A 23,338-nucleotide genomic window follows, 5' to 3' on the forward strand; every position below is an offset into this window, starting at 1 on the left:
TTGGGAAATCGGCGCATGGGCCGCAGGCTCGGCTATCGGATCGGAGCGAAGGCGCTGGCGGCGGCCGGCCTGCTTCTGGCCGGCTGCGCTCTGGCCCACGCGCAGAGCGACTGGTTCCGCCCGCCGGCCGATGTCGGCCAGCCTTCGGCCCGGCCCTCGCAGCAACAACAGCAGCGGGCCCGTCCGCAACAGCAGCAGCAGGCGCGCCCGCAGCAGCGCGGCGCACCGCCGCAAGCCGCCGCCCCGAGTCGTTCCTGGTCGCCCTTCCAGCCGTTGATCAATCTGTTCGGCGGCAATGACGCCCGCCCCCGGCGGATGATGCCGATGGAACCCCAGTTGGCGCCGCCCCCGCCTGTGGTGGCGCAGCCGCCGGCGGAGCCGCGCGGCAAGGTCTACGCCACCGCCGGCGAGGCGCGGGCAGCGTCCGACAAGGTGAAGGAAGTGGTGCTGGTGTTCGGCGACGAGCAGGCCGGCACGCTGGCGCAGGGGCTGGCGGACGCCTTCGCTGCCGACCGCGAGAGCGCGGCGGTCGTCGGCCGCACGGAAGCCGGCGCCGGCTTCGCCCCGGCCCGCACGGTGGACCTTCTCGCCGCCGCGCGGCAATTGCCCACGGGCAATGACCAGGCCGACGCCATCGTTGTCCTGGCTGGCGCCAACGATCTGGAGCCGATCACCGATGCGGCGGGGGTGAGGGCCGAACTGTTCGACGAGCGCTGGCGCGAGCTCTATTCCCGCCGCGTCGAGGATTTCCTGCTGGCACTCAAGCTGCAGCGCCGCAACGTGGTCGTGGTCGGTCTGCCGCCGGTGGAAGACAGCGTGCGCAGCGAGCAGATCGCCCGCTACAACGCGCTGCTGAAGGAGATGGTGGAGCGCAACGGCTTCATCTTTGTCGACGCCACCGACGGCTTCGTTGACGAGAACGGCAAGTTCATGATGTCCGGTCCGGCTGTGGACGGTCAGCGCCGCCGACTGCGTACCGCCGACGGGGTCGGCTTCACACGCGCGGGGGCGCGCAAGCTGGCCTTCTTCGTCGACCAGAAGCTCGACGATCTGCTCTCCGGGCAGGATGTTCCCGCCGCCGCAGCCGACCCGGCGGAGACGCGGCCTTCCATCATCATGCTGACCGGAGGCCCACCGGCCGGCAATGCGCGCAGCCTCGCCGGGGCGCCGGCGCTGGCCGCAGGCAACGATGTCCGCCGCGCCGCCATGGCGGAGGAGGCCAGGCCGGAGCCGGCCAGTGCTCTGGTCGAGGGCACGGCTCCGCCAGCGGTGGCTGGCCGCACGGACGATTTCCGCTGGCCGCCGGGCCAGCCGGTGGAACCGCTGGTTCCCGCCATGCCGCAGGCCCCGCTGCCGGGAACGGCCCCGTCGCCTTAGAGACTGATTCACCGATCTGATTGCGGTGCAATCAGATCGGAACGTGCTCTAGCCCGTCCGGACACGAAAAAGCCGGGCGCGAGGCCCGGCTTTGCGTTCAGGTAGGACGGCTCTCAGCGCGGCAGGACGGAGCTGCCCATCAGGAAAGTGTCGATCGACTGCGCCGCCTGACGGCCCTCGCGGATCGCCCACACCACGAGAGACTGGCCGCGGCGCATGTCGCCGGCCGCGAAGACCTTTCGACACGCTGGTGGCGTAGTCGAGATCGGTCGCCGCCACATTGCCGCGCTTGTCGATTGCGAGCCCCTCCTGCTCCAGCATGCCTTCGTCATGCACCGGATGAACGAAGCCGAGAGCGATGAAGACGAGATCGGCCTTGATCAGGAACTCGGTGCCGGCGATCGGCTGGCGCTTGGCGTCGACGCGGGCGCACTTCACGGCGGTGACCTTGCCGTTCTTGCCCTCGATGCCGAGGGTCGCAGCGGCGAATTCGCGCTCGGCGCCTTCGGCCTGCGAGGAAGAGGTGCGGAACTTGGTCGGCCAATACGGCCACACCGCCAGCTTGTCTTCCTTCAGCGGCGGCACCGGGCGAATGTCGAGCTGGGTGTACCGACAGCGCGCCCTGGCGGAAGGCGGTGCCGACGCAGTCCGAGGCCGTGTCGCCGCCGCCGATGACGACGACATGCTTGCCGGCGGCGAGGATCGGCTCCTGCATTGCGCGACACATCCTCATGGCCGACGCGGCGGTTCTGCTGCACCAGGATAGGGCATGGCGTAATGCACGCCTTCGAGCTCCTGGCCGGGCAGAGCCGGGTTGCGCGGGGCTTCCGAGCCGCCGCACATCAGCACCGCATCATGCCCTTCCAGCAACTCTTCGAGCGGCGTGGTGACGCCGACATTGACGTTGTAATGGAAGGTCACGCCTTCGCCCTGCATCTGGGCGACGCGGCGGTCGATATAGTGCTTCTCCATCTTGAAGTCGGGAATGCCGTAGCGCAGCAGGCCGCCGGCCTTGGGCTCGCGCTCATAGACATGCACCTCATGGCCAGCGCGGGCGAGCTGTTGCGCGGCGGCGAGGCCGGCCGGGCCGGAGCCGATCACGGCGACCTTCTTGCCGGTCTTGTGCGCGGCCGGCTCGGGCTTGATCCAGCCCGCCTTCCACGCCTTGTCGGCGATCGCCTGCTCGACGGTCTTGATGGTGACCGGCACGTCCTCGAGATTCAGCGTGCAGGCTTCCTCGCAGGGGGCGGGGCAGACGCGGCCGGTGAACTCCGGGAAGTTGTTGGTCGAGTGGAGGTTGCGCGCCGCCTCCTGCCAATTGCCGTGGTAGACGAGGTCGTTCCAGTCCGGGATCTGGTTGTGCACCGGGCAGCCATTCGGCCCGTGGCAGATACGGGATGCCGCAATCCATGCAGCGCGCCGCCTGGTTGGCGACCTCGGCGTCCGGCAGCGGCAGGGTGAACTCGCGGAAATGGCGGATCCGGTCGGAGGCCGGCTGATACTTCGCCTCGCGCCGATCGATTTCGAGAAAGCCGGTAACCTTGCCCATTGCGCCCCTCTTTCGCGGAGCACCGCCACCTTGGAGGCATTCCACCCCCCGGTGCAGATACATCAAACATGCCAGTTGGAAAATGGCGGCGCGGCACCGTACCGCGCCGCGACCGAGCCGCGGCCCTCCCGAAGGGCCGGTCCCGCCGGGAGCCCGGCGGGTGCGGGCAGACCTATTCGGCTGCCTGCAGGCCGCGCATTTTCTCCATTTCGCGCAGCGCCCGCTGGTATTCGACGGGCATCACCTTGACGAACTTGCCGCGATAATCGGCCCAGTTGTCGAGGATCGCCTGCGCCCGCGCCGAGCCCGTATAGTGCAGGTGCTTGGCGATCAGCTGATGCAGTCGCTCCTCGTCGTGGTGGCCCATATCCGCCATGATGTCGATGCGGCCCTTGAATTCCAGGTCGCCACCATGGTGGTGCAGGCGCTCCAGCAGGTCCTCTTCCTCTTCCACCGGCTCGAGATCGACCATGGAGAGGTTGCAGCGCTTCTTGAAGGTGCCGTCCTCGTCCAGCACATAGGCGACGCCGCCGGACATGCCGGCCGCGAAGTTGCGCCCGGTCTGGCCGATGACGACGACCACGCCGCCGGTCATGTATTCGCACCCATGGTCGCCCGTGCCTTCGACCACCGCGATGGCGCCCGAATTGCGCACGGCGAAGCGCTCGCCGGCGACGCCGCGGAAATAGACCTCGCCGGAGGTGGCGCCATAGAGCACCGTATTGCCGACGATGATCGACTGTTCCGGCACGATGGCGCTGTCCGCCGCCGGCATCACCACGATCCGCCCGCCCGAGAGGCCCTTGCCGACATAGTCATTGGCTTCGCCGACCAGCGTCATGGCGACGCCGGTGGCGAGGAAGGCGCCGAAGGCCTGGCCGGCGGTGCCGGTCAGATGGATGTTGATCGTGTCGTCCGGCAGGCCGGCGTCGCCATAGCGCTTGGCCACCTCGCCCGAGAGCATGGCGCCGACCGAGCGGTTGATGCTCTTGATCTCGCTGTGGATCACCACCTTCTCGCCGCTCTCCAGCGCCGGCATGGCCTGGTGGATCAGCGTGCGGTCGAGCACATGCTGGATCGGGTGGTTCTGGCGCTCGGTGTGGTAGATCGCGACGTCGGGGCCGACCTGCGGCTTGGCGAAGATGCGGCTGAAGTCGAGACCCTTGGCCTTCCAGTGCTCGATCGCCTCGCGCTGGTCGAGCCAGTCGGAGCGGCCGATCAGTTCGTTGAAGGTCCGCACGCCGAGGGCCGCCATGAACTCGCGCACTTCCTCGGCGACGAAGAAGAAGTAGTTGATGACGTGCTCGGGAGTGCCCTTGAAGCGCTTGCGCAGCACCGGGTCCTGGGTGGCGACGCCGACCGGGCAGGTGTTGAGATGGCACTTGCGCATCATGATGCAGCCGGCCGCGATCAGCGGCGCGGTGGAGAAGGCGAAATCATCCGCCCCCAGCATAGCGCCGATCACCACGTCGCGACCCGTACGCAGGCCGCCATCGACCTGAAGAGCGATGCGTCCGCGCAGATTGTTCAGCACCAGCGTCTGGTGCGCCTCCGCGAGGCCCATCTCCCAGGGCGAGCCGGCATGCTTGATGGCGGTGAGCGGGGAGGCGCCCGTGCCGCCCTCGAAACCGGAGACGGTGATGTGGTCGGCGCGCGCCTTGGCGACGCCAGCCGCGACCGTGCCGACGCCCACCTCGGACACCAGCTTCACCGAGATGTCGGCCTCCGGGTTGACGTTCTTCAGGTCGTAGATGAGCTGCGCCAGATCCTCGATCGAATAGATGTCATGGTGCGGCGGCGGCGAGATAAGGCCGACGCCCGGTGTGGAGTGGCGCACCTTGGCGATGACCGCATCCACCTTGTGGCCGGGCAACTGGCCGCCTTCGCCGGGCTTGGCACCCTGCGCCATCTTGATCTGGATCATGTCGGCGTTGACGAGGTAGTCCGCCGTGACGCCGAAGCGGCCCGACGCCACCTGCTTGATCGCCGAGCGCATCGAATCGCCGTTCGGCAGCGGCTTGAAGCGCGTCGCCTCCTCGCCACCCTCGCCGGTGTTCGACTTGCCGCCGATGCGGTTCATGGCGATGGCGAGCGTCGTGTGCGCCTCGCGCGAGATGGAGCCGAACGACATCGCCCCGGTGACGAAGCGCTTGACGATCTCGGCCACCGGCTCGACCTCGTCGAGCGCGATTGGCGCGCGGCCGAGTTCGCCGGCCTCGCGGATGCGGAACAGCGAGCGGATGTTCAGCGTCTTGGCGCCGGCCTCGTTCACCAGCTGGGCGAAATGGCGGTACTTGTCCTGCGCATTGCCGCGCACCGCATGCTGCAGCACTGCGACGGTCTCGGGGTCCCAGGCGTGCTCTTCGCCGCGCAGGCGGAAGGCGTAGTCGCCGCCGACATCGAGCGAGGTGCGGTAGACCGGCGCGTCGCTGAAGGCGTCGCGGTGGCGCATGGCGGTCTCTTCGGCGATCTCGGCAAGACCGATGCCGCCGACCGAGGAGGCGGTGCCGAAGAAGTAGCGGTCGACAACCTCCTGGTTGAGGCCGACGGCGTCGAAGATCTGCGCGCCGCAATAGGACTGGTAGGTCGAGATGCCCATCTTGGACATGACCTTGAGCAGACCCTTGTCGATCGACTTGATGTAGCGCTTGACGATTTCGTACTCGTCGACCTCCTCGGGGATGTCGACGCGCATGTCGATCATGGTCTCGAAGGCGAGATAGGGATTGATCGCCTCGGCGCCATAGCCGGCGAGACAGGCGAAATGGTGCACCTCACGCGCCTCACCCGTCTCGACGACGAGACCGACCGAGGTGCGCAGGCCCTTGCGGATCAGGTGATGATGCACCGCCGCCGTCGCCAGCAGCGAGGGAATCGGGATGCGGTCCGGCCCGACGAGACGGTCGGAGAGGATGATGATGTTGTAGCCACCATGCACCGCCGCCTCGGCGCGCTCGCACAGCCGCTCCACCGCATCGCCCATACCCGCCGCGCCCTTGTCGGAGGGGTAGGTGATGTCGAGCGTGCGGGTGTCGAAGCGCTCCTCCATGAAGCCGATGGAGCGGATCTTCTCCAGGTCCTCATTGGTCAGGATCGGCTGGCGCACTTCCAGCCGCTTGCGGCGGGAATTGCCTTCCAGGTCGAAGATGTTCGGCCGCGGCCCGATGAAAGAGACGAGGCTCATCACCAGCTCTTCGCGGATCGGGTCGATCGGCGGGTTGGTGACCTGGGCGAAGTTCTGCTTGAAATAGGTAAACAGCGACTTCGACTTCTTCGACAGCGGCGAGATCGGCGTGTCGGTACCCATGGAGCCGACCGCTTCCTGGCCGGTGGTCGCCATCGGCGCCATCAGCAGCTTGAGGTCTTCCTGGGTGTAGCCGAAGGCCTGCTGACGATCGAGCAGCGACACGTCGGTGCGCACCTCGCGCGCTTCCACCGAGCGCAGCTCCTCCAGCACCAGCTGGGTGCGCTGCAGCCACTCCTTATAGGGGTGCGCCTTGGCAAGCGTGGTCTTCACCTCCTCGTCGGGGACGAGGCGGCCTTCTTCCAGGTCGACCAGGAGCATCCGGCCCGGCTGCAGGCGCCACTTGGTGACGATCTCGCTTTCGGGGAAGGTGAGCACGCCCATTTCCGAGGCGAGCACGATCTTGTCGTCCTTGGTGACGAGATAGCGCGCGGGGCGCAGGCCGTTGCGGTCCAGCGTGGCGACGATCTGGCGCCCGTCGGTGGCGACAATGGCGGCGGGCCCGTCCCACGGCTCCATCATGGCGGCGTGGTATTCGTAGAAGGCGCGGCGTTCCTCATTCATCAGCGGGTTGCCGGCCCAGGCTTCGGGCACCAGCATCATGGCCGCATGCGGCAGCTCGTAGCCGCCCTGAATGAGGAATTCGAGCGCGTTGTCGAAGCACGCCGTGTCCGACTGTCCCTCATAGGAGATCGGCCAGAGCTTCGAGATGTCGTTGCCGAACAGCTCGCTGTCGACGGAAGCCTGGCGGGCCGCCATCCAGTTCACATTGCCGCGCAGCGTGTTGATCTCGCCATTATGCGCGACCATCCGGTAGGGATGGGCGAGCGACCAGGCGGGGAAGGTGTTGGTCGAGAAACGCTGATGCACGAGAGCGACCGCGCTCTCGAACTCCGGGTCGTGCAGGTCGGCATAATAGGCGCCGAGCTGGTCGGCATTGAACATGCCCTTATAGACGATGGTGCGGCAGGACAGCGACACGACGTAATAGCCGGCTGTGCGCGGGTCCTTGGCGTCGTAGACCGCGTTGGAAATCACCTTGCGCAGGATGAACAGCCGGCGCTCGAAGTCGTCCTCGCTGGCGATCGCCTCGGCGCGGCCGATGAACACCTGCACATGACGCGGTTCGGTCGGGAGGACAGTGTGGCCGAGCGAGGAATTGTCGGTCGGCACGTCGCGCCAGCCGAGCAGGATCTGGCCCTCTTCCGCCACCACGCGCTCCATGGTGGTGCGGATGATCTCCCGCCCCTCGGCGTCCTGCGGCATGAAGATGTGGCCGACCGCGTAATGGCCGGGCGCAGGCAGCGTGAAGCCGAGCTTCTCCGCCTCCTTGGCGAAGAAGCGGTGCGGCAGCTGCACCAGCATGCCGGCGCCGTCACCGGCGCGCGGGTCCGCGCCCACCGCGCCGCGGTGTTCGAGGTTGAGCAGGATCTTCAGCCCGTCCTGGACGATCTGGTGCGACTTGCGGCCCTTGATGTCGGCGATGAAGCCGACGCCGCAGGAATCCTTCTCGTTGCGCGGGTCATAGAGCCCTTGCGCCGCGGGGAGGCCCGGGTCGATGTGGGAAATGGATTTGGTGGCACGATCCGCCGCGGCCGGACGAACCGGAGCCTCGTGGACAACGTGCGCGGCGGAGCCGCCCCATTCCTCATTCATTCCCGTCACTCCCTCAAGGGTCGCTTTGATGTCCGGCGCCGAAACGGACTGTTCCCGCGGGGCGCTCTCCCGCAAGGCGTTCCCGCTCGCCGAACTACGCTAGCATCCGCCGTGCCACGCCCTCAGAAGGGCTGGGCCGCGAATTATAGGACAGCATACCTGCCCTATCAACCGCGAAGATGCCAGAATTGACGCGCGCGCACAAGCGCCGCGCGCGTCTTGGCCGGCGCGTTTTTTCACTCTTCTTGCGAAGCGTGCGCGCCGGGCGAAACGAACGGTAAGGCGCCTGGCCTTTGCGCGCAACGCCATTGCGCCCGAAGGCCGCCCTTGCCGCCGGCTTGGTCGCGAGCTCGGCAGGGGAGGAGACATGCGCCAAGGTCTTGCCGATGCCGCATTTTGCGGCTTCGCTGCCCGCTCGCCCTTCCGCTTCGGAGATGTCCATGCCGATGCCCTGCGCGCCGACCGCCCGCTTGCCCCGGCGCCTCGCGGCGGCCCTGCCGGTGCTGGCCGGCCTGTGCACCCTCATCAGCCTGCCGGCGCAGGCACAGATGTATGTCCGGCCCTATGGCGGGGTCTATGTGGACCGCTACTACGGTCCACCGCCGGCCTATTACCCGCCGCCCCCGGTCTATTATCCCCCGCCTGCCGCCTATCCGGCCCCACCGCCGGTTTATCAGGCGCCGGGTCGCTTTCCCTTCGCCGATGTCGCCCCGATGCTGCGCTCCATGGGCATGAGCGCCATCGGCCGCCCGCGCGTCGACGGCAACACCTATCTCGTCGATGCCACCGCGCGCTCGGGGGCGCGCATGCGCGTGCGTATCGATGCCTATAGCGGCGAGGTGATCGCCATGCACCCGATCGGGCAGGGACCGGTGGGCAGCGCGCCGTCGGCACCTGTTCGTCAGGCGCTGCCGACGGTGGCGCCGCTGCCGCCCGCACGGCCGCCGGAACTTGCCGCCATCCCGGCGCCGGAGCCTTCGGCCGACGTGCCGCCCGCCGCCGCGCCGGATTCCGCGCCGCCGCCCGCCCCGGCCTCGCCGGAGCCGGCAGCCAATGCGACGACGCCCGCGTCACCCTCCGCTGCGACGGGGGCGAGCGAGCCGGCGCCGGGCGCTGCCAGCCCGGTGCGGATCATCCCGGGAACCGCCGTCCCGCCGAGCGCCATGCCCCCCGCAGCGGCTTCGACTGCGCCTCCCGCGGCCGCGCCGCCCGCCGAACCGGCCAAGGCTGCCGCCGCAACGCCCTCCGTTCCCCCCGCCGGCAGCGGCACGGGAACCGGCGTCGGGACCGGCAGCACCGTGCCGGCCGGTACCGCTTCGGTCTATGCGCGCGGCGCCGCGGGCAAGCCGGCGCCGACGGAGGACTGACCTTCCGCCCGCAACGCAAAGGGCGCCCCGGTGGTCCGCCGGGGCGCCCTTTCTGTCAGATGGAGAGCCGGGTCGCCGCTGCGGGGACGGTCCTCACCCGCAGCAGGCCGTCGGCTTCGCTAGCGCGGCGTCCGCCTCACGCGGCGTCCACCTCACGCGGCCTGAGCCTCGCTCGCTTTCGCCTCGCTGGTCTTGGCCTCGATCACGCGCGGCGCGCTGGCGCCGGTGGCGATGGGAATGGTGCGGGGCTTCATCGCCTCGGGAATCTCGCGCACCAGCTCCACATGCAGCAGGCCGTTGGCGAGGCTGGCGCCGCGCACTTCCACATGGTCGGCGAGCTGGAAGCGGCGCTCGAAGGCGCGGGCGGCGATGCCCTGATAGAGCACGTCGGCCGGCTTGCCGGCCTCGACCTTGCGATCGCCGCGAATGGACAGGCCATTCTCCTTCACCTCGATGGACAGGTCGTCCGCGGTGAAGCCGGCGACGGCGACGGTGATGCGATAGGCATTCTCGCCGGTGCGCTCGATATTGTAGGGCGGATAGGTGGGGGCGGTGTCGACGCTGTTCACCTGGTCGAGCAGCGAGAACAGGCGATCAAAGCCGACGGTCGAACGGTGCAGGGGGGTAAGGTCAAACGTACGCATGGCATATCCTCACGTTAAGCGACATGCAGAAGGGTCCTCTCAATTGAGCCGAACCCGGTTCACGTACCGCCTTCTGGCCGGTACAACAGCGAGATAGGAAGGGCTTTGCGGCGCGCAAGAGCCTTGCGGCGAAATCGACGGCGCGCCGGTCGCGGCCGGTGCGCGTTGCACCTGAACGAGGGATGAACGAGGGGCACGGACCCTATTCAGTGCCGACGGGTTAAGGGATCGAAGGTCGGTACAAATCCGATCGAGGGGTGGTGTGGAGTGAGGACGCGGGCACCGGTGGCGCTGGCCGTCGCCGTGGGACTGCTGGTCGGGATGCTTCCCCCGCTGCTGCCGGGGAGCATGACCGCGTTCGCCCAGAATTATCGTCCGCCGCCCGGGCCCTATGCGCCGGGACCGGGCCCCTACGCGCCCTATGACGCGCCGCCGGGTGGACGGGGGGGCGGGCCGGTCGATGCCGACGCGGCGGTGCGGATGCTGAGCGCGCGCGGCTTTTCCAACATTTCCGTGATCCGCCGGCGCGGGGCCACCATTCTTCTGGAAGCCAACGGCCCGCGCGGCGAGCGCGTGCAGGTGGTGGTGGACGGCGCGTCCGGCGCCATCAGCGGCATGAAGGTGATCGGCTTCGGCGACAAGCGCTACTGAGAGGCGCCACCGCCCGGCCGGGCTGACGTTGCGGCGCTTTGCGCGCTTTTGCTCCTTTGCCCGATGCCGGGGCTTCGCTATAAGCCGCAGGGGCAAAAACCAGCGCGCGGCGACATGACCTTCAAACCCGTTCTCTATTCGACCCGGGATAATCCGGTGCCGGAAGGTGCCCTGTGCGGCGCGGTCACCGCCACGGACGGCATTCGGCTGCGCTTCGCCCGCTGGATGCCAGAGCGCGCGCTCTGTCACGGCACGGTCTGCGTCTTTCCCGGCCGCACTGAGAAGATCGAGAAATATTTCGAGACCGTACGCGACCTGCTGCGCCGGGGCTTCGCTGTGGCCGCGCTCGACTGGCGCGGGCAGGGCGGTTCACAGCGGCTGCTGTCCAACCCGATGAAGGGCCATATCAAGGACTTCGCGGATTACCAGCTCGACATTGAGGCGCTGCTGCGCGAGGTGGTGCTGCCGGATATGCCGGGCCCCTGTTTCGCCCTTGCCCATTCCATGGGCGCGGCGATCCTGCTCGATCACGCACGCCGGGGCGGGCAGTCCTTCGAGCGGATGTTCCTCGTCGCGCCCATGCTCGACCTCTCGCTGCTGAAGCACGATGTCGCGGCGCGGCGCATCGCCCGCACCCTGTCGCGCCTCGGCCTCTCGCGCGCCTATGTGCCGACCCGCAAGGTACGGCCGCTGCACGAGGTCCATTTCGAGGGCAACCGCCTCACCTCCGACGCCACGCGCTTCGCCCGCAACCTCACCATATCCATGGAACACCCGCAGCTGGAAGTCGGACCCCCGACCATCGGCTGGGTGAAGGCCGCCTTCGACCTGATGGAGACGCTGGCCGACCCGGCCTCGGCGCGGGCAATCCGGCAGCCGCTGCTGATGGTGGGCGCCGGCGCGGACAAGATCGTTTCCACGCCGAGCATCGAGCATCTCGGAACCCGGCTGATCGCCGGGGCTCACATCATCATTCCTGGTGCGCGACACGAATTGCTGCAGGAGCGCGACCTGTTCCGCGAGCCGTTGCTCGCCGCCTTCGACGCCTTCATTCCCGGCAGCGCGGCCGCCTGAGTTCGTAGAGGGGAAGCTCAGCCGCGGTTGAGCACGCTCAGCGCCTCGTCATGCAGGCGGCGGTCGCCTGAGGCGACGACGCGCCCGCCGGAGAGGTCGGAGCCGCCCTCCCAATTGGTAACGATGCCGCCCGCGCCCTGAACGATGGGGGTGAGCGGCAGAATGTCAAAATCGTTCAGATTGGTCTCGATGACGAGATCGACATGGCCGGCGGCCAGCATGCAATAGGCATAGCAATCGCCGCCATAGCGCGGCAGCCGCACCCGCTTCTCGACTTCCGTGTAGAGGGCGCGGTTGCCTTCCTCCATCAGCAGCGGGCTGGTGGTCATCATCACAGCTTCGCCCAGGGAGGCGCAGGGGCGGACGGTGAGCCGGCGGTCGCCGGCCGGGCCGCGATAGCGCGCCTGCGCGCCGTCGCCGGTGAAGCGCTCGCGGATGAAGGGCTGGTGCATCATGCCGAAGACCGGCTCGCCCTGCCGGCACAGGCCGATCAGCGTGCCCCAGGCCGGCATGCCGCTGATGAAGGACTTTGTGCCGTCGATGGGGTCGAGCACCCAGACATAATCGGCATCGAGGCCCTCATCGGGAAACTCCTCGCCGCGCACGCCATGGCTGGGGAAGGTGCGGCGGATCAGCGCCCGCATCGCCTGCTCGGCGGCCCGGTCGGCGGCGGTGACGGGATCGAACACCGCGCCGCGGCTCTTGTCCTCAACACCCAGGGCGGTGCGGAAGAAAGGCAGTATGACCTGCCCGGACACGGTGGCGAGTTCGTCGACGAAGCTCTCGAAGTCCACCGCGCCCATCTGGTCCTGCCCCTGCTGCTGCCCTGCCGGCCCGTTCCATCCGGCGTTCCTCACTTCCTACCGGGCAGCGCGGGGAACGGCAATTGCCCCTATGTGTGGTACGGGGCCGGAGGACGCCGCGACCCCTGCGCGAGCTGAGGGGCGTTCCTCATCTTTGCCCCGCGCCAAGCGCATGGCTGCCATTCCGGCAGGGTCAAGAAATGGGCAATTCCGGCGTTGCGCCGGAGAAACGAACCTGCCATATTATTGCAGCGCGGTAGAGCGATTGGCGTCGCCTTACCGCCGCCCTCCTTGGGCGTTTCCTCCCTAGACTTGGGCCGCTCCGGCAACGTGAGCGGCCCCTTTCTTTTCCGCCATCCATTTGAAATTAAATGACATTTTCGGCGGCTAGGCGCGCCATGCGGCTCCGCATGGGGTGGGCCCTCGCGTCCGAGGCCGTGTTCGGGGCGATGGCAGGCGGCGCTCAAAAGCATCGCGTGCCGATTTCGGCGCCACGCGCGCTGAGTGCGCGATTGTCATCATTTGAGCGCCTGCGACCAATTGCCAGTTTCGTTTCTTTCGTTTCGCCGTTGTCACGGCGGCGTCGCAGGTCTATGTTTATTGCGTTGCGGCGGCGTGATTGGCGTCACGCTGCCGCCGCCCTCCTTGGGCGTTTCCTCCCTAGACTTGGGCCGCTTGCGCGCTGCGTAAGCGGCCTCTTTCTTTTCAGCGCCCGCGCAGTCCCGCTGTGGTGAACGGGGTCGGCGGGTGCGCGATGGGGCTCACCTTCATACCGGTTGACGCACGGCCGAGGTCCTGGCCTCAACGTCTCTCTTGATGGCAGTGGAACCGCAACGCCGCGCGGGGCCCGATAAGAGCAACCCTCTCCCCGTCGCACACCCAGTTTGCCCCCAATGCTCGATAGGATCGGGCGCCCAGGTCTCCGCCGGTCACGCGCAGCGTGGCGACTGCTCCGCGAAACGTCCGTCGAGCAGGTCAAGGCCGGGGAGGGGGCGATGGGACAGGGCCGCCGCTTTGTCGGCGGTTGCGCTCCAAGTGGTGTCGGGGAGAGACGGCGCGGTGCCCTGATTCCGGCACTCCGCGTCACCAGCAATGCGCCGGGCCCCCAAACGGAAGCGGGCGCTGACGTGCCGCGACCCCCCGGTCGGCTCCGTCAGCGCCCGGTAGGGCGCCAAGCGCTCCTGAAAGGTAATTCAATACGGCAAATTGCGGTATTAATGTCACACCGCTCGCGCCACCGTATTTGGTATGCCAGAAACTGGCGGTGATTGCCTTGATTATTCCGCAATGCACCTACATCTTGCACTCGCACGCAGCGATTGGCGTCGCTCCGTGCAGCCCTCCTTGGGCGTTTCCTCCCTAGACTTGGGCCGCTTGCGCGCTGCGTAAGCGGCCTCTTTCTTTTGCGCCGGACGAAACGCCTGCCGTGGCTCTGCCATCTTGCCGGTCGTCCCGTCGCGGTTCCGTGGTCTCTTCAAGAGAGCCCGTCCGTCCTTTCGGACCGACCTTTCCCCCCGCTTTTTGAGCGGCTTTGACCGAACAATCGGTGGTGGATTTCAGCCCGGAACCGAGCGTGCAGAATTGGTATAGCTCGCATGTTTAAAATGCAAGGCTCTGCGATGAGGTTTTTTACGTCGCCCCATCAAAAATTTGAAACGTCTCGTCAGTGAATTGAAAAATAAGGGTTATTCCGCCGCGGTGCGTAGCGGTGCGAGATCGAGATGCGGTATCTCGGTCAGCGCGAGCGCGACTTCGAGCAGATCGTTCTGCACGATCTCGAAATTCTCGGAGGGTTCGTAGGTCGCCTCGCGCATATAGAGCGCGCGGTTGATCTCGATCTGCACCGCATGCATCCCGGAGGCGGGGTTGCCGTAATGCTCGGTGATGAAGCCACCGGCATATGGCTTGTTGCGCACAACGCTGTAGCCGCGTCGGCGCAGCTCGGCTTCGATCGTGTCGGGAATGATGCCGGCGCAGCTCGTGCCGTAGCGGTCGCCGAGCACGATGTCGATGCGCCCGTCCCGCTGGCAGCCGGACGGCATGGAGTGGCAATCCACCAGAACGGCGACGCCGAAGCTGCGCTGCATCTGCGCCATCAATTGCCGCAGCGAGCGGTGATAGGGCTTGTAGAGCGATTCGATGCGGGCGATCGCCTCATCCACCGGAATGCGCCGGCCATAGATTTCCTGCGCCTCGCCGACGATGCGGGCGATGGTGCCGAGCCCGCCGGCCACCCGCATGGAGCGCGTATTGGCGTAAGCAGGCAGCCGGCCCTCGAACATGCGGGGGTCCAGCTCATAGGGCTCGCGATTCACGTCGAGATAGCAGCGCGGGAAATGCGCGCGCATGAATCCCATGCCGAATCGCGTCACCTGCGCGAACAGCTCGTCGACGAAGCTGTCCTCGGAGCGGCGCAGCACCGGCAGATCGAGCCGCGACTGGCTGACGAAGGCGCGGGGATAGACGATGCCGCTATGGGGCGAATTGAACAGGAACGGGGCACGAAGCGCGGCCGGCTGGACGATCTCGAAGGCGGGGTCGATCGTCTCGGCAATGACGGCCATCATTCCTCAATCCGCTTCCGGCCCCACCGCGCGCGGGCCTAGCCTCCGTCTCTAACATGGCGCATGGCGGGGCGGAATGCGCCCGCGCGCGGGCGCGCCGGTTTTTGCGCACACGTCCGCGCGAGGGAAAGGGGTGCACGTTCACGATGTGCTAAGGGGCGCTGGGGTACCCAAGGAGAACGTGTACGCGGCGCGGTGCGCGTGTCGGTTCGCCCGATGCCCGCCATGGCCGCCTCAGGACAATCAGGATGCCCGGGATGCTCAAGATCCTGCTCGCCGAAGACGATAATGACATGCGCCGCTTTCTGGTGAAGGCGCTGCAGAATGCCGGCTATGAGGTCGCCGACTTCGACAATGGCCGCTCCGCCTATGACCGGCTGCGCGAGGAGCCGTTCGAGCTTCTCCTCACCGACATCGTCATGCCGGAGATGGACGGAATCGAACTCGCCCGCCGCGCCACCGATCTCGACCCGGATATCAAGGTGATGTTCATCACCGGATTCGCCGCCGTCGCGCTCAATGCCGACAGTCAGGCACCGAAGGATGCGAAGGTGCTTTCCAAGCCCTTCCATCTGCGCGATCTCGTCAACGAAGTCGGCAAGATGCTGGCGGCCTGACGCTCGCCCGATCGGCGGGGAAGGGCGGCGTCATCCACAGCCGCCATTCCCCGCTTGCACCAAGCCGGGCTTCTGGTTATAGGGGAGCCCCGCTCGCAAGAGACCACGGAATGGGCGCGTAGCTCAGCGGGAGAGCACCTCGTTGACATCGAGGGGGTCACAGGTTCAATCCCTGTCGCGCCCACCATTCCACACCACACACATCGCAGGCCGATCGTCGCAGGGCATGACCCTGCCTCCGTGCCGCCGCTTGCTTAATCCTTGCCGCGCCGGTCGCTCTGCGGGGCAACCCATTCGCGTGCGCCACCCAAGTCGCTCAACACCGAAATTGCTTCCATTCTGGGTGCTTTATTCGCTCCATTTTGGAACAGCTTCCGACAGCCGCGCCCCTGCAGGGATTGTCGCCTTTTCATTCTCGGGAGTACTAAAGAACCGTCGGGCGCCAGCGATGCCGGCGCCTCGGCCGGTGGGGCGAGCGGTGTCATCGCCCTGTCCGAGCCCATGCGCATCATAAGCCGCCTCTGGTCTGCGCCGTGCCTGTCAAGGGCCCGAGATAAGGCTATTCCTAGTGCGTAAGCGGTATTATAGTAAGTTTCCCGACATTGGGGGCAGAGAAAGCAACATGACTCATCTAAATTGGACCAACGTGCGCGGCGGCTGCGCGGCGCTGGCGATTGCGGTGGCGCTGGCGTGCGGTTCGGCGGGCTTCGGCGGCGCCATCGCGGCCGATGCGACCGGGCCGGGTTCGCTGGACAAGAGCTTCGGTGCCGGCACGGCCGATGGCACGCCGGACGGCGTCGCCAGCACGTCGCTGGGTGACGGGGACGATATCGCCAACGGCATCGCCACCACGCCGGACGGCAAGGTTGTCGTCGTCGGCAACCGCAACAATGGCAAGAGCAACGACATCGTCGTGCTACGCTACGCCAAGGACGGCACGCTGGACGCCAGCTTCGGCAAGGCCAATGACGGCACGCCGGACGGCGTGGTCAACATCTCGCTCGGCGAGGGCGACGACTTCGCTACCGACGTGGCGGTGCAGGGCGACGGCAAGATCGTGGTGGCGGGCTATCATCAGGAAGGCGCCAGCACCAACATCGCCGTGCTGCGGCTGAACACCGACGGCACGCTCGACTCCAGCTTCGGCAAGGCCAATGACGGCACGCCGGACGGTGTGGTGAACATCTCGCTGGGCGACGGCAATGACATTGCCAACGCGGTGGGCCTGACCGCCGACGGCAAGGTCGTTATCGCCGGCACCACGGTTGCCAAGGACGGCACGTCCAACATCGTCGTCGGCCGCCTGAACACGGACGGCACGGCGGACGCCAAATTCGGCGTCGATGGCAGCGACGGCACCCCGGACGGCTTCACCGCCGTATCGCTCAGCGACGGCAATGATGTCGGTGAAGACCTGGCCGTGGCTCAGGACGGCAAGATCGTCGTCGTCGGCACTCATGGGCCGAAGGGCAACACCAACATCGCGGTGCTGCGCTTCACGGCCGATGGCACGCTGGACCCCACCTTCGGCAAGGCCAATGACGGCACGCCGGACGGCGTCGCCAGCTTCTCGCTGGGCGAAGGCTCGGACGAGGCGAACGCGGTGGCGCTCAGCGCCGACGGCAAGATCGTCGTCGCCGGCGACTCCGTCTCTAAGGACGGCAGCACCAATGTCATCGTTGCCCGCCTGAATGCCGACGGTTCGCTGGACGAGGCCTTCGGCGTGTCCGAGGACGGTACGCCCAACGGCTTCGTGTCGACCTCGCTCGGCGCTGGCAATGACTACGCGACCGATGTGACGATGGACAAGAACGGCAACATCGTCGTCGCCGGCTATCACCAGGAGGGCAACAGCACCAACATCGCGGTGCTGCGCTACAATCCGAAGGGCGAACTGGACGAGGCCTTCGGCACCGCCAATGACGGCACGCCGAACGGCATCGTCAACCTCTCGCTCGGCGATGGCGACGACATTGCGAGCGGTGTGGTGATGCAGGGCGATGCGCTCATCGTCGTCGGCGGCGTCACCACCGCCAAGGATGGCAGCAAGAACATTGCCGTGGTGCGGTTGCTCGGCCAGTAGGGCCAGCGACTTAGAACCGTGCGTCCCGGCAAACACGCGCCCCGGCCTCCGTCATGGAGCGCCGGGGCGCTGTCATTTTATGGCTTGCGCAGGCCGCTCAACCGACGCTTTCGTCCAGCAATCCATTGGCCTCGCACCACCAGCGGAAGGCGTTCGCGGCCTCGATCAAGTCTTCCTCGCGATGGGCGCCCTGCAGGCGGCGGATCATCCCTTCATAGTCGCCTTCGGGATGCGGGTTGCGCTCGGCGAAGACCAGCGCCTCATCGAGCGTGCGGATCACCACCGCCTCGGCCTCGCCCTTGAGGCGCAGCGGCGGGGTAAAGGCGGCGGTGGTAGAAGAAGCGAGTGTCATGGCGTCCCCCCGTGGTGTCGGCAATTAACGGTGCGACGCGGGACAGGTTCCGCGCGTATGGGCGCGGGGCGTGCGACAAGAGCGGTTATTTTGTCGATCGTCGCCTCTATTGGAAACTATTTTCCGTGCCGTGTGTTGTCCGGCCAGACGATTGTTTCTTGAGGAGGTCAACATGACGAAAACTCGGATGAGTTCGGTCGGCGTTGCCGCTCTGGTGGCTGCTGGCCTTGTTTTCGCGGCGGCTCCGGCCGGCGCAACGTCGGTCGGTCCCCGCGATACGGCGCGGTTCGGCGACAATCCCGACCGCGCCCAGGTGCGCGAGCATGAGCGGGTGCGCAAACAGCAGGTGCGCCAAACGGAAGGCCAGTCAAAGACGCGTGCCTTCTTCGGCCCGCTCTACGAGGGCAGGAATTCGCCCTGGCAGAAGATGAAACGCACTTTCGACTGACCGTGCCGATCCCAAATGGACCTAAACTGAGCGCCCCCGTGGCGCTCTTTTTTTGTCAGGAGCAGCCGCTGTTTGCCGGCCGGGGCTCCGGCGCGCCCCAGTCATTGGAAGGCAAATTGGCATAGGGCTCGGCGAAATACTGCCGCACCACCTCGAACCGGCTGGGCACGGTATCTTCCGGCCGATCATAGGTGAGGATCCAGAAGAAATTGTAATTGCTATCCGGCCAGGTCTTCGGCACGCCGCCCTTGACCCCCTTCACCTGGTCGAGATGCAGCAATTGGCGCAGCGTCACCTCCTCGCCGGGGAATTCCGCCTCCAGCGCCGCGCTGGCGATGTGGAAATGCTCCCACACCATCACCACCGTCTTGCCGTGCCAGCGCGGATTCTCCAGGAGATCGCGCGCCACGTCGCGATTGACGACGTTCAGCTTCGAATTGAAATAGCGGTTGTTGCGGATCGGCACATAGCCGATCGGCGGCGCGGTGAGGGGCATGTCCCAGGCGCGGGCGATGGGCCGGGCGGTCTCCACCGTGTGCAGCGTCATGGCGAGGATGGCGGCGGGCGGGTCGTTCCGGATCAGGCTCATCGGGCTGGTCGGGCTGAGATATTGCGCCGCCAGCGCCTGTGCGCGTTCCTTCCCGAGGCCGCAGAGGGTCAGCGCTGTGTGTTTCTCGCCATGCCGCACGATCACGATCCGGCGGGGCGCCGCCTCGGCCAGCGCGGTGCCGAGAGTGGCGAGCAGGGTCGAGCAGGCGAGAATTCGGAGCAGCGGTCGCATTTCTTCCTCGGGGCGCGCAGGTTCAGGCGAGAATGCCGCGCCTTGGCGACGCTGCCAATTCGCAACGGGATGGTTGATAGCCCGCCAAGGCACACGATATCACTGCCACCTCGCCTTACCCGCCGGAGTGACCATGCAGCGCCGTTTCGATTCCTTCGCCTTCGCGCCCCGCTCGCCGGAGGCGTCCGCCGCCGCCCTTGGCTCCCTCCCGCAATGGGACCTGTCGGACCTCTATCCGGCGATGGATTCGCCCGAGCTCACGGCCGACCTCGCCGCGGTCGCCACCGAGTCGGCGGGTTTCGAGGAAGCCTACAAGGGCAAGCTGGCTGAGGTGCTCGACGGCGTGGATGCCGGCGGACAGATGGCGCTGATCATCGCCCGCTACGAGAAAATCGAGGACCGGCTCGGCCGGCTCTATTCCTATGCCGGCCTCATCTATTCCGGCGACACGACCGATCCCGTGCGGGCCAAATTCTATGGCGACGTGCAGGAAAAGCTCACCGACGCCTCGACGCATCTGCTGTTCTTCACGCTGGAACTGAACCGGCTCGACGATGCCAAGATGGAATCGGCGCTCGCCGATCCCGCCTTCGCCAAGTACCGGCCGTGGATCGACGATGTGCGGGCGGAGAAGCCCTACCAGCTGGAAGACCGCATCGAGCATCTGTTCCATGAAAAGGGCGTCACCGGCCGCGGCGCCTGGAACCGGCTGTTCGACGAGACCATCGCCGGGCTGCGCTTCGAGGTCGGCGGCGAGAGCCTGCCGCTGGAGCAGACGCTGAACTTCCTCGCCGAGCCGGAAGAGGAAAAGCGCCGCATGGGCGCCGAGGCGCTGGCCAAGGTGTTCGGCGATAATCTGCGCCTGTTCACCCTCATCACCAACACGCTGGCCAAGGACAAGGAAATCTCCGACCGCTGGCGCGGCTTCGAGGACATCGCGGATTCCCGCCATCTCGCCAACCGCGTCGAGCGCGAAGTGGTCGACGCGCTGGTGTCCTCCGTCCACGCCGCCTATCCGCGCCTGGCCCATCGCTATTACAAGCTGAAGGCCAAGTGGTTCGGCAAGGAGAAGCTGGAATATTGGGACCGCAACGCGCCGCTGCCCAAGGTGGAGACGCGCCCTATCGGCTGGGACGAGGCGCGCGATACCGTGCTCGGCGCCTATTCCACCTTCTCCCCGCGCATGGCCGACATCGCCCGCGACTTCTTCGACAAGAGCTGGATCGACGCCGGGGTGCGCCCGGGCAAGGCGACGGGCGCCTTCGCCCACCCCACCGTGCCCTCCGCCCACCCCTATGTGCTGCTCAACTATATGGGCAAGCCGCGCGACGTGATGACGCTCGCCCATGAACTCGGCCATGGCGTGCACCAGGTGCTGGCGGCGCCGAACGGTGCGCTGATGGCGCCGACCCCGCTCACCCTGGCGGAGACCGCCTCGGTGTTCGGCGAAATGCTCACCTTCCGCCGGCTGCTGGCGGCGGCGCCAGACGCACGCGCCCGCAAGGCGATGCTGGCCTCGAAGGTGGAGGACATGATCAACACGGTGGTGCGGCAGATCGCCTTCTACACCTTCGAGCGCCGTATCCACACCGAGCGCAAGAATGGCGAACTCACCGCCGAGCGCATCTGCGCCATCTGGATGGAAGTTCAGTCGGAGAGCCTGGGCGATGCCATCCATCTCGGGCCCGGCTATGAGAATTACTGGGTCTATATTGGCCACTTCATCCATTCTCCCTTCTATGTCTACGCCTATGCGTTCGGCGACTGCCTGGTAAACTCGCTCTATGCGGTCTATGAGAACGCCCAGGAGGGCTTCGCCGAGCGCTATCTCGCCATGCTGGCGGCGGGTGGCACCAAGCATCACTCGGAACTGCTCAAGCCCTTTGGCCTCGATGCCCGCGACCCCGCCTTCTGGCAGACCGGTCTCGGCCTCATCGAGCGCATGATCGGCGAGCTGGAAGCGATGGAAGAGGCGTGAGCGCGCCTTAGATCATTTCACCGTTTCACGGAAACAGTGAAATGATCTAACTCTTTGTTTTGTCGCGTTTTCTTCACGCGAACCGGTATCCACTTCGCTCGAAAACGCTCTAGCCGGCGCTGCGGATCAACGCGCCGGCGGTTCCGACATCGGCGCGGCGGTGCGCTGCCGCGCCGGATCGCCCGACATCCGCACGCCGCTCAGACTCCATGAGGGCGGCGCGCCGAAGGTGCGGCGGAACGTGCGGGTGAAATGGGCCTGATCGCAGAAGCCGGCCTCATGCGCGGCGGCGGTCAGGTGGCTGCCGCTCGCCACGGCGCCGATCGCCAGCCGCAGACGCCGCCATGCCCGGTAGCGGCGATAGGGCACGCCGACTTCCCGCGTGAACAGATGCTGGAAATGATGCGCGGAAAGGCCCACCCGTGCACAGGCATCGGCGACGCCGGGCCAGTCATCGGCTTCGTCGAGCGAGGCAATGATGCGCGCGATGCGCGGGTCGAGCGGGCGCCGCGCCCGTCGCGCGCCGAAGCCTAGAAAATCGTCCAGCGCCTCGCCGGCCCAGTCGGCGCTGCCGGCATCCTCCCAGAGCGCGCGTAGCGGCGCGAATTCGCCGGCCGCTCCGAGAAGGGCGCCGCCGCTTTCTTCCGCGTCGCTGGTCAGCGCCGCCAGGCAGGCCGGCCCCCCCAGCGAAGGCTCGATGTACAGCACGCCGATTGGCTGCCCGCCGACGTCAAGTTCATGCTCTATCCCGGCCGGGATCATCGCCGTGCGTGCCCGCCGCCAATCGCCGCCCGCGAGCCGCAGGCGGAAATCGCCATAGATGCCGGCGAGAAACACCGGCGCGCCATGCTGGTGCGGGGCGTTGTAGGTGAGCGGCCCGATGAAGCAGGTGCGCGTCGCGTCGAGATGCCAGAGCGGTCCGGCCGCCAGCCGGGCAGGGGCGGGCGGCGCACGTTCATACAAGCGATCCGGCGGGGCCATGGGTAGCCTCCTCGACGCTGCGCGCCCGACGCGGCCATTTGAACATCAAAACGGCCCGCCGCGAAGCCGGCCCGGAGGACGCCCATGCCCGCCCCTCTCTCGCCGCCCGGCCATCGCCTGCGGCCCGCCCTTTCGCGTCGCCAGACGCTCGCCGCCGCCCTCGGGCTCGTTGCCGCCCCAGCGCTGCTGCGGGCCGAGCCGGCGCGCGCCGCCGCGCCGGACCTTGGACCCTCGACACCCAGCTTCCAGCGGTTCCGACTCGGTCGTTTCGAGGTGACCAGCCTGCTCGACGCCAGCGTCATGATCGACGGGCCATGGCCCATCGTCGGCGAGGACCGGCTGGCGGGAGAGGTCGAATCGCTGATGACGGCGAACCTGCTGCCCGAAAAACGCTTCCGGCCCGGCTTCTCCCCCACGCTGGTCAACACTGGCCGCGAACTGGTGCTGTTCGACGCCGGCAATGGCGCCAATGGCTTCGTCCCGCCACCTGCGGGCGGTCAGCTGGTGAAGTCGCTTGTCGCGGCAGGCTATGCTCCGGAGCAGGTGGACGTGGTGGTGATCACCCATGCCCATCCCGACCATGTCGGCGGGTTGATGAACGAGGGCAAGCCGACCCTCCCGAACGCCCGCTACGTCATCGGCGCCACCGAATTCGATTTCTGGAAGAGCGACAGGCCGCTGGCGGCGCCGAAGGAGAGCAACGAATACGGCTCCGCCGTCGTGTTTCGCTCGCATGTTCTGCCGCTGGCCGACAAGACGAGTTTCCTCGCGGCGGATGGTGAGGTGCTGCCCGGCATTCGCGCGGTGGCGGCGCATGGGCACACGCCGGGGCATCTGGCCTTCCATGTCGAAAGCGGAGGCAAGCGCCTGCTGGTGTGGGGCGACTGCGCCCACCATGAGGTGGCCTCGCTGGCGCGGCCGGACTGGCACGCGCTGTTCGACCAGGACAAGGAAGCGGGCGCCGCCACGCGGCGAAAAATCTACGACATGGCGGCGACGGACCAAGTGCTGGTGGCCGCCTATCACACCTCCTTCCCCTCGCTCGGCTATGTCGAGCGGCGGGGCGAGGGGTATCGCTGGCTGCCGCTCACCTATCAGTTGGCCGAGTGAGTGTGCGCAGGGGGGCTTTCCGGTGAACAGGGGTTCACCGGAAAGGTACTCGGTCTTGG

17 protein-coding genes, 1 tRNA gene and 1 pseudogene are annotated in these 23,338 nt (G+C 67.1%); 10 read left to right on the forward strand and 9 right to left on the reverse strand.

Features of this window, described 5'->3' with window-relative positions:
* The first annotated feature begins 15 nt into the window (after positions 1-15).
* Positions 16-1,377 (forward strand): GDSL-type esterase/lipase family protein, encoded by a 1,362-nt coding sequence (locus ACP2AH_RS07890; protein ID WP_425105286.1) that lies wholly within the window; start codon positions 16-18, stop codon positions 1,375-1,377.
* A gap of 113 nt (positions 1,378-1,490) precedes the next feature.
* Here ACP2AH_RS07890 and ACP2AH_RS07895 read toward each other — a convergent pair.
* The 3 genes and pseudogenes from ACP2AH_RS07895 to ACP2AH_RS07905 form a co-directional block, all read right to left on the reverse strand.
* Positions 1,491-2,926 (reverse strand): annotated as a pseudogene (locus ACP2AH_RS07895) (glutamate synthase subunit beta).
* Positions 2,927-3,098: 172 nt separating this feature from the next.
* The gene (gene gltB / locus ACP2AH_RS07900) at positions 3,099-7,835 is read right to left on the reverse strand and encodes a glutamate synthase large subunit (RefSeq protein WP_425105287.1); all 4,737 of its coding nucleotides are present in this window, start codon (positions 7,833-7,835) and stop codon (positions 3,099-3,101) included.
* Between the two features lie 85 nt (positions 7,836-7,920).
* Entirely contained in the window at positions 7,921-8,268 is a 348-nt protein-coding gene (locus ACP2AH_RS07905; RefSeq protein ID WP_425105288.1) for a hypothetical protein, read from the reverse strand.
* On the opposite strand from ACP2AH_RS07905, the gene ACP2AH_RS07910 reads away from it, so the two are divergent.
* Positions 8,267-9,193: a hypothetical protein gene (locus ACP2AH_RS07910; protein WP_425105289.1), complete on the forward strand. Its 927-nt coding sequence runs from the start codon at positions 8,267-8,269 to the stop codon at positions 9,191-9,193. The genes ACP2AH_RS07905 and ACP2AH_RS07910 overlap by 2 nt on opposite strands.
* Positions 9,194-9,345: 152 nt before the next feature.
* Here ACP2AH_RS07910 and ACP2AH_RS07915 read toward each other — a convergent pair whose 3' ends face one another.
* Positions 9,346-9,837, reverse strand: a complete 492-nt coding sequence (locus ACP2AH_RS07915) for an Hsp20 family protein (protein ID WP_244375189.1) — start codon at positions 9,835-9,837, stop codon at positions 9,346-9,348.
* Positions 9,838-10,104: 267 nt separating this feature from the next.
* On the opposite strand from ACP2AH_RS07915, the gene ACP2AH_RS07920 reads away from it, so the two are divergent.
* Together ACP2AH_RS07920 and ACP2AH_RS07925 are read left to right on the forward strand one after the other, a co-directional pair.
* On the forward strand, positions 10,105-10,488 hold the full coding sequence (locus ACP2AH_RS07920) for a hypothetical protein (protein ID WP_425105290.1): 384 nt from the start codon (positions 10,105-10,107) through the stop codon (positions 10,486-10,488).
* A gap of 114 nt (positions 10,489-10,602) precedes the next feature.
* Complete coding sequence (locus ACP2AH_RS07925) at positions 10,603-11,562, forward strand: alpha/beta fold hydrolase (protein ID WP_425105291.1); 960 nt, start codon at positions 10,603-10,605, stop codon at positions 11,560-11,562.
* Positions 11,563-11,579: 17 nt separating this feature from the next.
* Here ACP2AH_RS07925 and hisN read toward each other — a convergent pair whose 3' ends face one another.
* Positions 11,580-12,365 carry a histidinol-phosphatase gene (hisN, locus tag ACP2AH_RS07930; protein ID WP_425105375.1) on the reverse strand — a complete coding sequence of 262 codons (786 nt, stop codon included), beginning with the start codon at positions 12,363-12,365 and terminating at the stop codon, positions 11,580-11,582.
* A 1,685-nt stretch (positions 12,366-14,050) separates the two neighbouring features.
* Positions 14,051-14,932 (reverse strand): N-formylglutamate amidohydrolase, encoded by an 882-nt coding sequence (locus ACP2AH_RS07935; protein WP_425105292.1) that lies wholly within the window; start codon positions 14,930-14,932, stop codon positions 14,051-14,053.
* Between the two features lie 254 nt (positions 14,933-15,186).
* Between ACP2AH_RS07935 and cpdR the strand changes: the two genes are divergently transcribed.
* From cpdR to ACP2AH_RS07950, 3 genes are all read left to right on the forward strand, one after another.
* Entirely contained in the window at positions 15,187-15,546 is a 360-nt protein-coding gene (cpdR, locus tag ACP2AH_RS07940; RefSeq protein ID WP_244450848.1) for a cell cycle two-component system response regulator CpdR, read from the forward strand.
* Positions 15,547-15,658: 112 nt separating this feature from the next.
* Positions 15,659-15,733, forward strand: a tRNA-Val gene (locus ACP2AH_RS07945).
* A gap of 435 nt (positions 15,734-16,168) precedes the next feature.
* Positions 16,169-17,629, forward strand: a complete 1,461-nt coding sequence (locus tag ACP2AH_RS07950; protein ID WP_425105293.1) for a hypothetical protein — start codon at positions 16,169-16,171, stop codon at positions 17,627-17,629.
* Between the two features lie 97 nt (positions 17,630-17,726).
* On the opposite strand, the gene ACP2AH_RS07955 is transcribed toward ACP2AH_RS07950, so the two are convergent.
* The gene (locus ACP2AH_RS07955) at positions 17,727-17,981 is read right to left on the reverse strand and encodes a hypothetical protein (RefSeq protein ID WP_425105294.1); all 255 of its coding nucleotides are present in this window, start codon (positions 17,979-17,981) and stop codon (positions 17,727-17,729) included.
* A 172-nt stretch (positions 17,982-18,153) separates the two neighbouring features.
* On the opposite strand from ACP2AH_RS07955, the gene ACP2AH_RS07960 reads away from it, so the two are divergent.
* A complete protein-coding gene (locus ACP2AH_RS07960; RefSeq protein WP_425105295.1) occupies positions 18,154-18,429 on the forward strand; it encodes a hypothetical protein in 276 nt (91 codons plus the stop codon).
* Between the two features lie 55 nt (positions 18,430-18,484).
* Here ACP2AH_RS07960 and ACP2AH_RS07965 read toward each other — a convergent pair whose 3' ends face one another.
* The gene (locus ACP2AH_RS07965) at positions 18,485-19,210 is read right to left on the reverse strand and encodes a histidine phosphatase family protein (protein ID WP_425105296.1); all 726 of its coding nucleotides are present in this window, start codon (positions 19,208-19,210) and stop codon (positions 18,485-18,487) included.
* A gap of 133 nt (positions 19,211-19,343) precedes the next feature.
* On the opposite strand from ACP2AH_RS07965, the gene ACP2AH_RS07970 reads away from it, so the two are divergent.
* Positions 19,344-21,188, forward strand: coding sequence for a M3 family oligoendopeptidase (locus ACP2AH_RS07970; RefSeq protein ID WP_425105297.1), 1,845 nt, complete (start codon positions 19,344-19,346; stop codon positions 21,186-21,188).
* Between the two features lie 126 nt (positions 21,189-21,314).
* Here ACP2AH_RS07970 and ACP2AH_RS07975 read toward each other — a convergent pair whose 3' ends face one another.
* On the reverse strand, positions 21,315-22,169 hold the full coding sequence (locus ACP2AH_RS07975; protein ID WP_425105298.1) for a helix-turn-helix domain-containing protein: 855 nt from the start codon (positions 22,167-22,169) through the stop codon (positions 21,315-21,317).
* Positions 22,170-22,253: 84 nt separating this feature from the next.
* Between ACP2AH_RS07975 and ACP2AH_RS07980 the strand changes: the two genes are divergently transcribed.
* The gene (locus ACP2AH_RS07980) at positions 22,254-23,279 is read left to right on the forward strand and encodes an MBL fold metallo-hydrolase (protein ID WP_425105299.1); all 1,026 of its coding nucleotides are present in this window, start codon (positions 22,254-22,256) and stop codon (positions 23,277-23,279) included.
* The last annotated feature ends 59 nt before the right edge of the window (positions 23,280-23,338 follow it).

This window comes from Ancylobacter sp., from assembly GCF_965249975.1.
Taxonomy (GTDB): domain Bacteria; phylum Pseudomonadota; class Alphaproteobacteria; order Rhizobiales; family Xanthobacteraceae; genus Ancylobacter.

What these genes read in the sequence shown, in the direction of transcription:
- ACP2AH_RS07890 (WP_425105286.1), top strand. Translation starts at nt 16, where the DNA reads ATGGGCCGCAGGCTCGGCTATCGGATCGGAGCGAAGGCGCTGGCGGCG.
- ACP2AH_RS07910 (WP_425105289.1), top strand. Translation starts at nt 8,267, where the DNA reads ATGCCGATGCCCTGCGCGCCGACCGCCCGCTTGCCCCGGCGCCTCGCG.
- ACP2AH_RS07905 (WP_425105288.1), bottom strand. Translation starts at nt 8,268, where the DNA reads ATGGACATCTCCGAAGCGGAAGGGCGAGCGGGCAGCGAAGCCGCAAAA.
- ACP2AH_RS07915 (WP_244375189.1), bottom strand. Translation starts at nt 9,837, where the DNA reads ATGCGTACGTTTGACCTTACCCCCCTGCACCGTTCGACCGTCGGCTTT.
- ACP2AH_RS07925 (WP_425105291.1), top strand. Translation starts at nt 10,603, where the DNA reads ATGACCTTCAAACCCGTTCTCTATTCGACCCGGGATAATCCGGTGCCG.
- hisN (WP_425105375.1), bottom strand. Translation starts at nt 12,365, where the DNA reads ATGGGCGCGGTGGACTTCGAGAGCTTCGTCGACGAACTCGCCACCGTG.
- ACP2AH_RS07935 (WP_425105292.1), bottom strand. Translation starts at nt 14,932, where the DNA reads ATGATGGCCGTCATTGCCGAGACGATCGACCCCGCCTTCGAGATCGTC.
- cpdR (WP_244450848.1), top strand. Translation starts at nt 15,187, where the DNA reads ATGCTCAAGATCCTGCTCGCCGAAGACGATAATGACATGCGCCGCTTT.
- ACP2AH_RS07950 (WP_425105293.1), top strand. Translation starts at nt 16,169, where the DNA reads ATGACTCATCTAAATTGGACCAACGTGCGCGGCGGCTGCGCGGCGCTG.
- ACP2AH_RS07955 (WP_425105294.1), bottom strand. Translation starts at nt 17,981, where the DNA reads ATGACACTCGCTTCTTCTACCACCGCCGCCTTTACCCCGCCGCTGCGC.
- ACP2AH_RS07960 (WP_425105295.1), top strand. Translation starts at nt 18,154, where the DNA reads ATGACGAAAACTCGGATGAGTTCGGTCGGCGTTGCCGCTCTGGTGGCT.
- ACP2AH_RS07965 (WP_425105296.1), bottom strand. Translation starts at nt 19,210, where the DNA reads ATGCGACCGCTGCTCCGAATTCTCGCCTGCTCGACCCTGCTCGCCACT.
- ACP2AH_RS07970 (WP_425105297.1), top strand. Translation starts at nt 19,344, where the DNA reads ATGCAGCGCCGTTTCGATTCCTTCGCCTTCGCGCCCCGCTCGCCGGAG.
- ACP2AH_RS07975 (WP_425105298.1), bottom strand. Translation starts at nt 22,169, where the DNA reads ATGGCCCCGCCGGATCGCTTGTATGAACGTGCGCCGCCCGCCCCTGCC.
- ACP2AH_RS07980 (WP_425105299.1), top strand. Translation starts at nt 22,254, where the DNA reads ATGCCCGCCCCTCTCTCGCCGCCCGGCCATCGCCTGCGGCCCGCCCTT.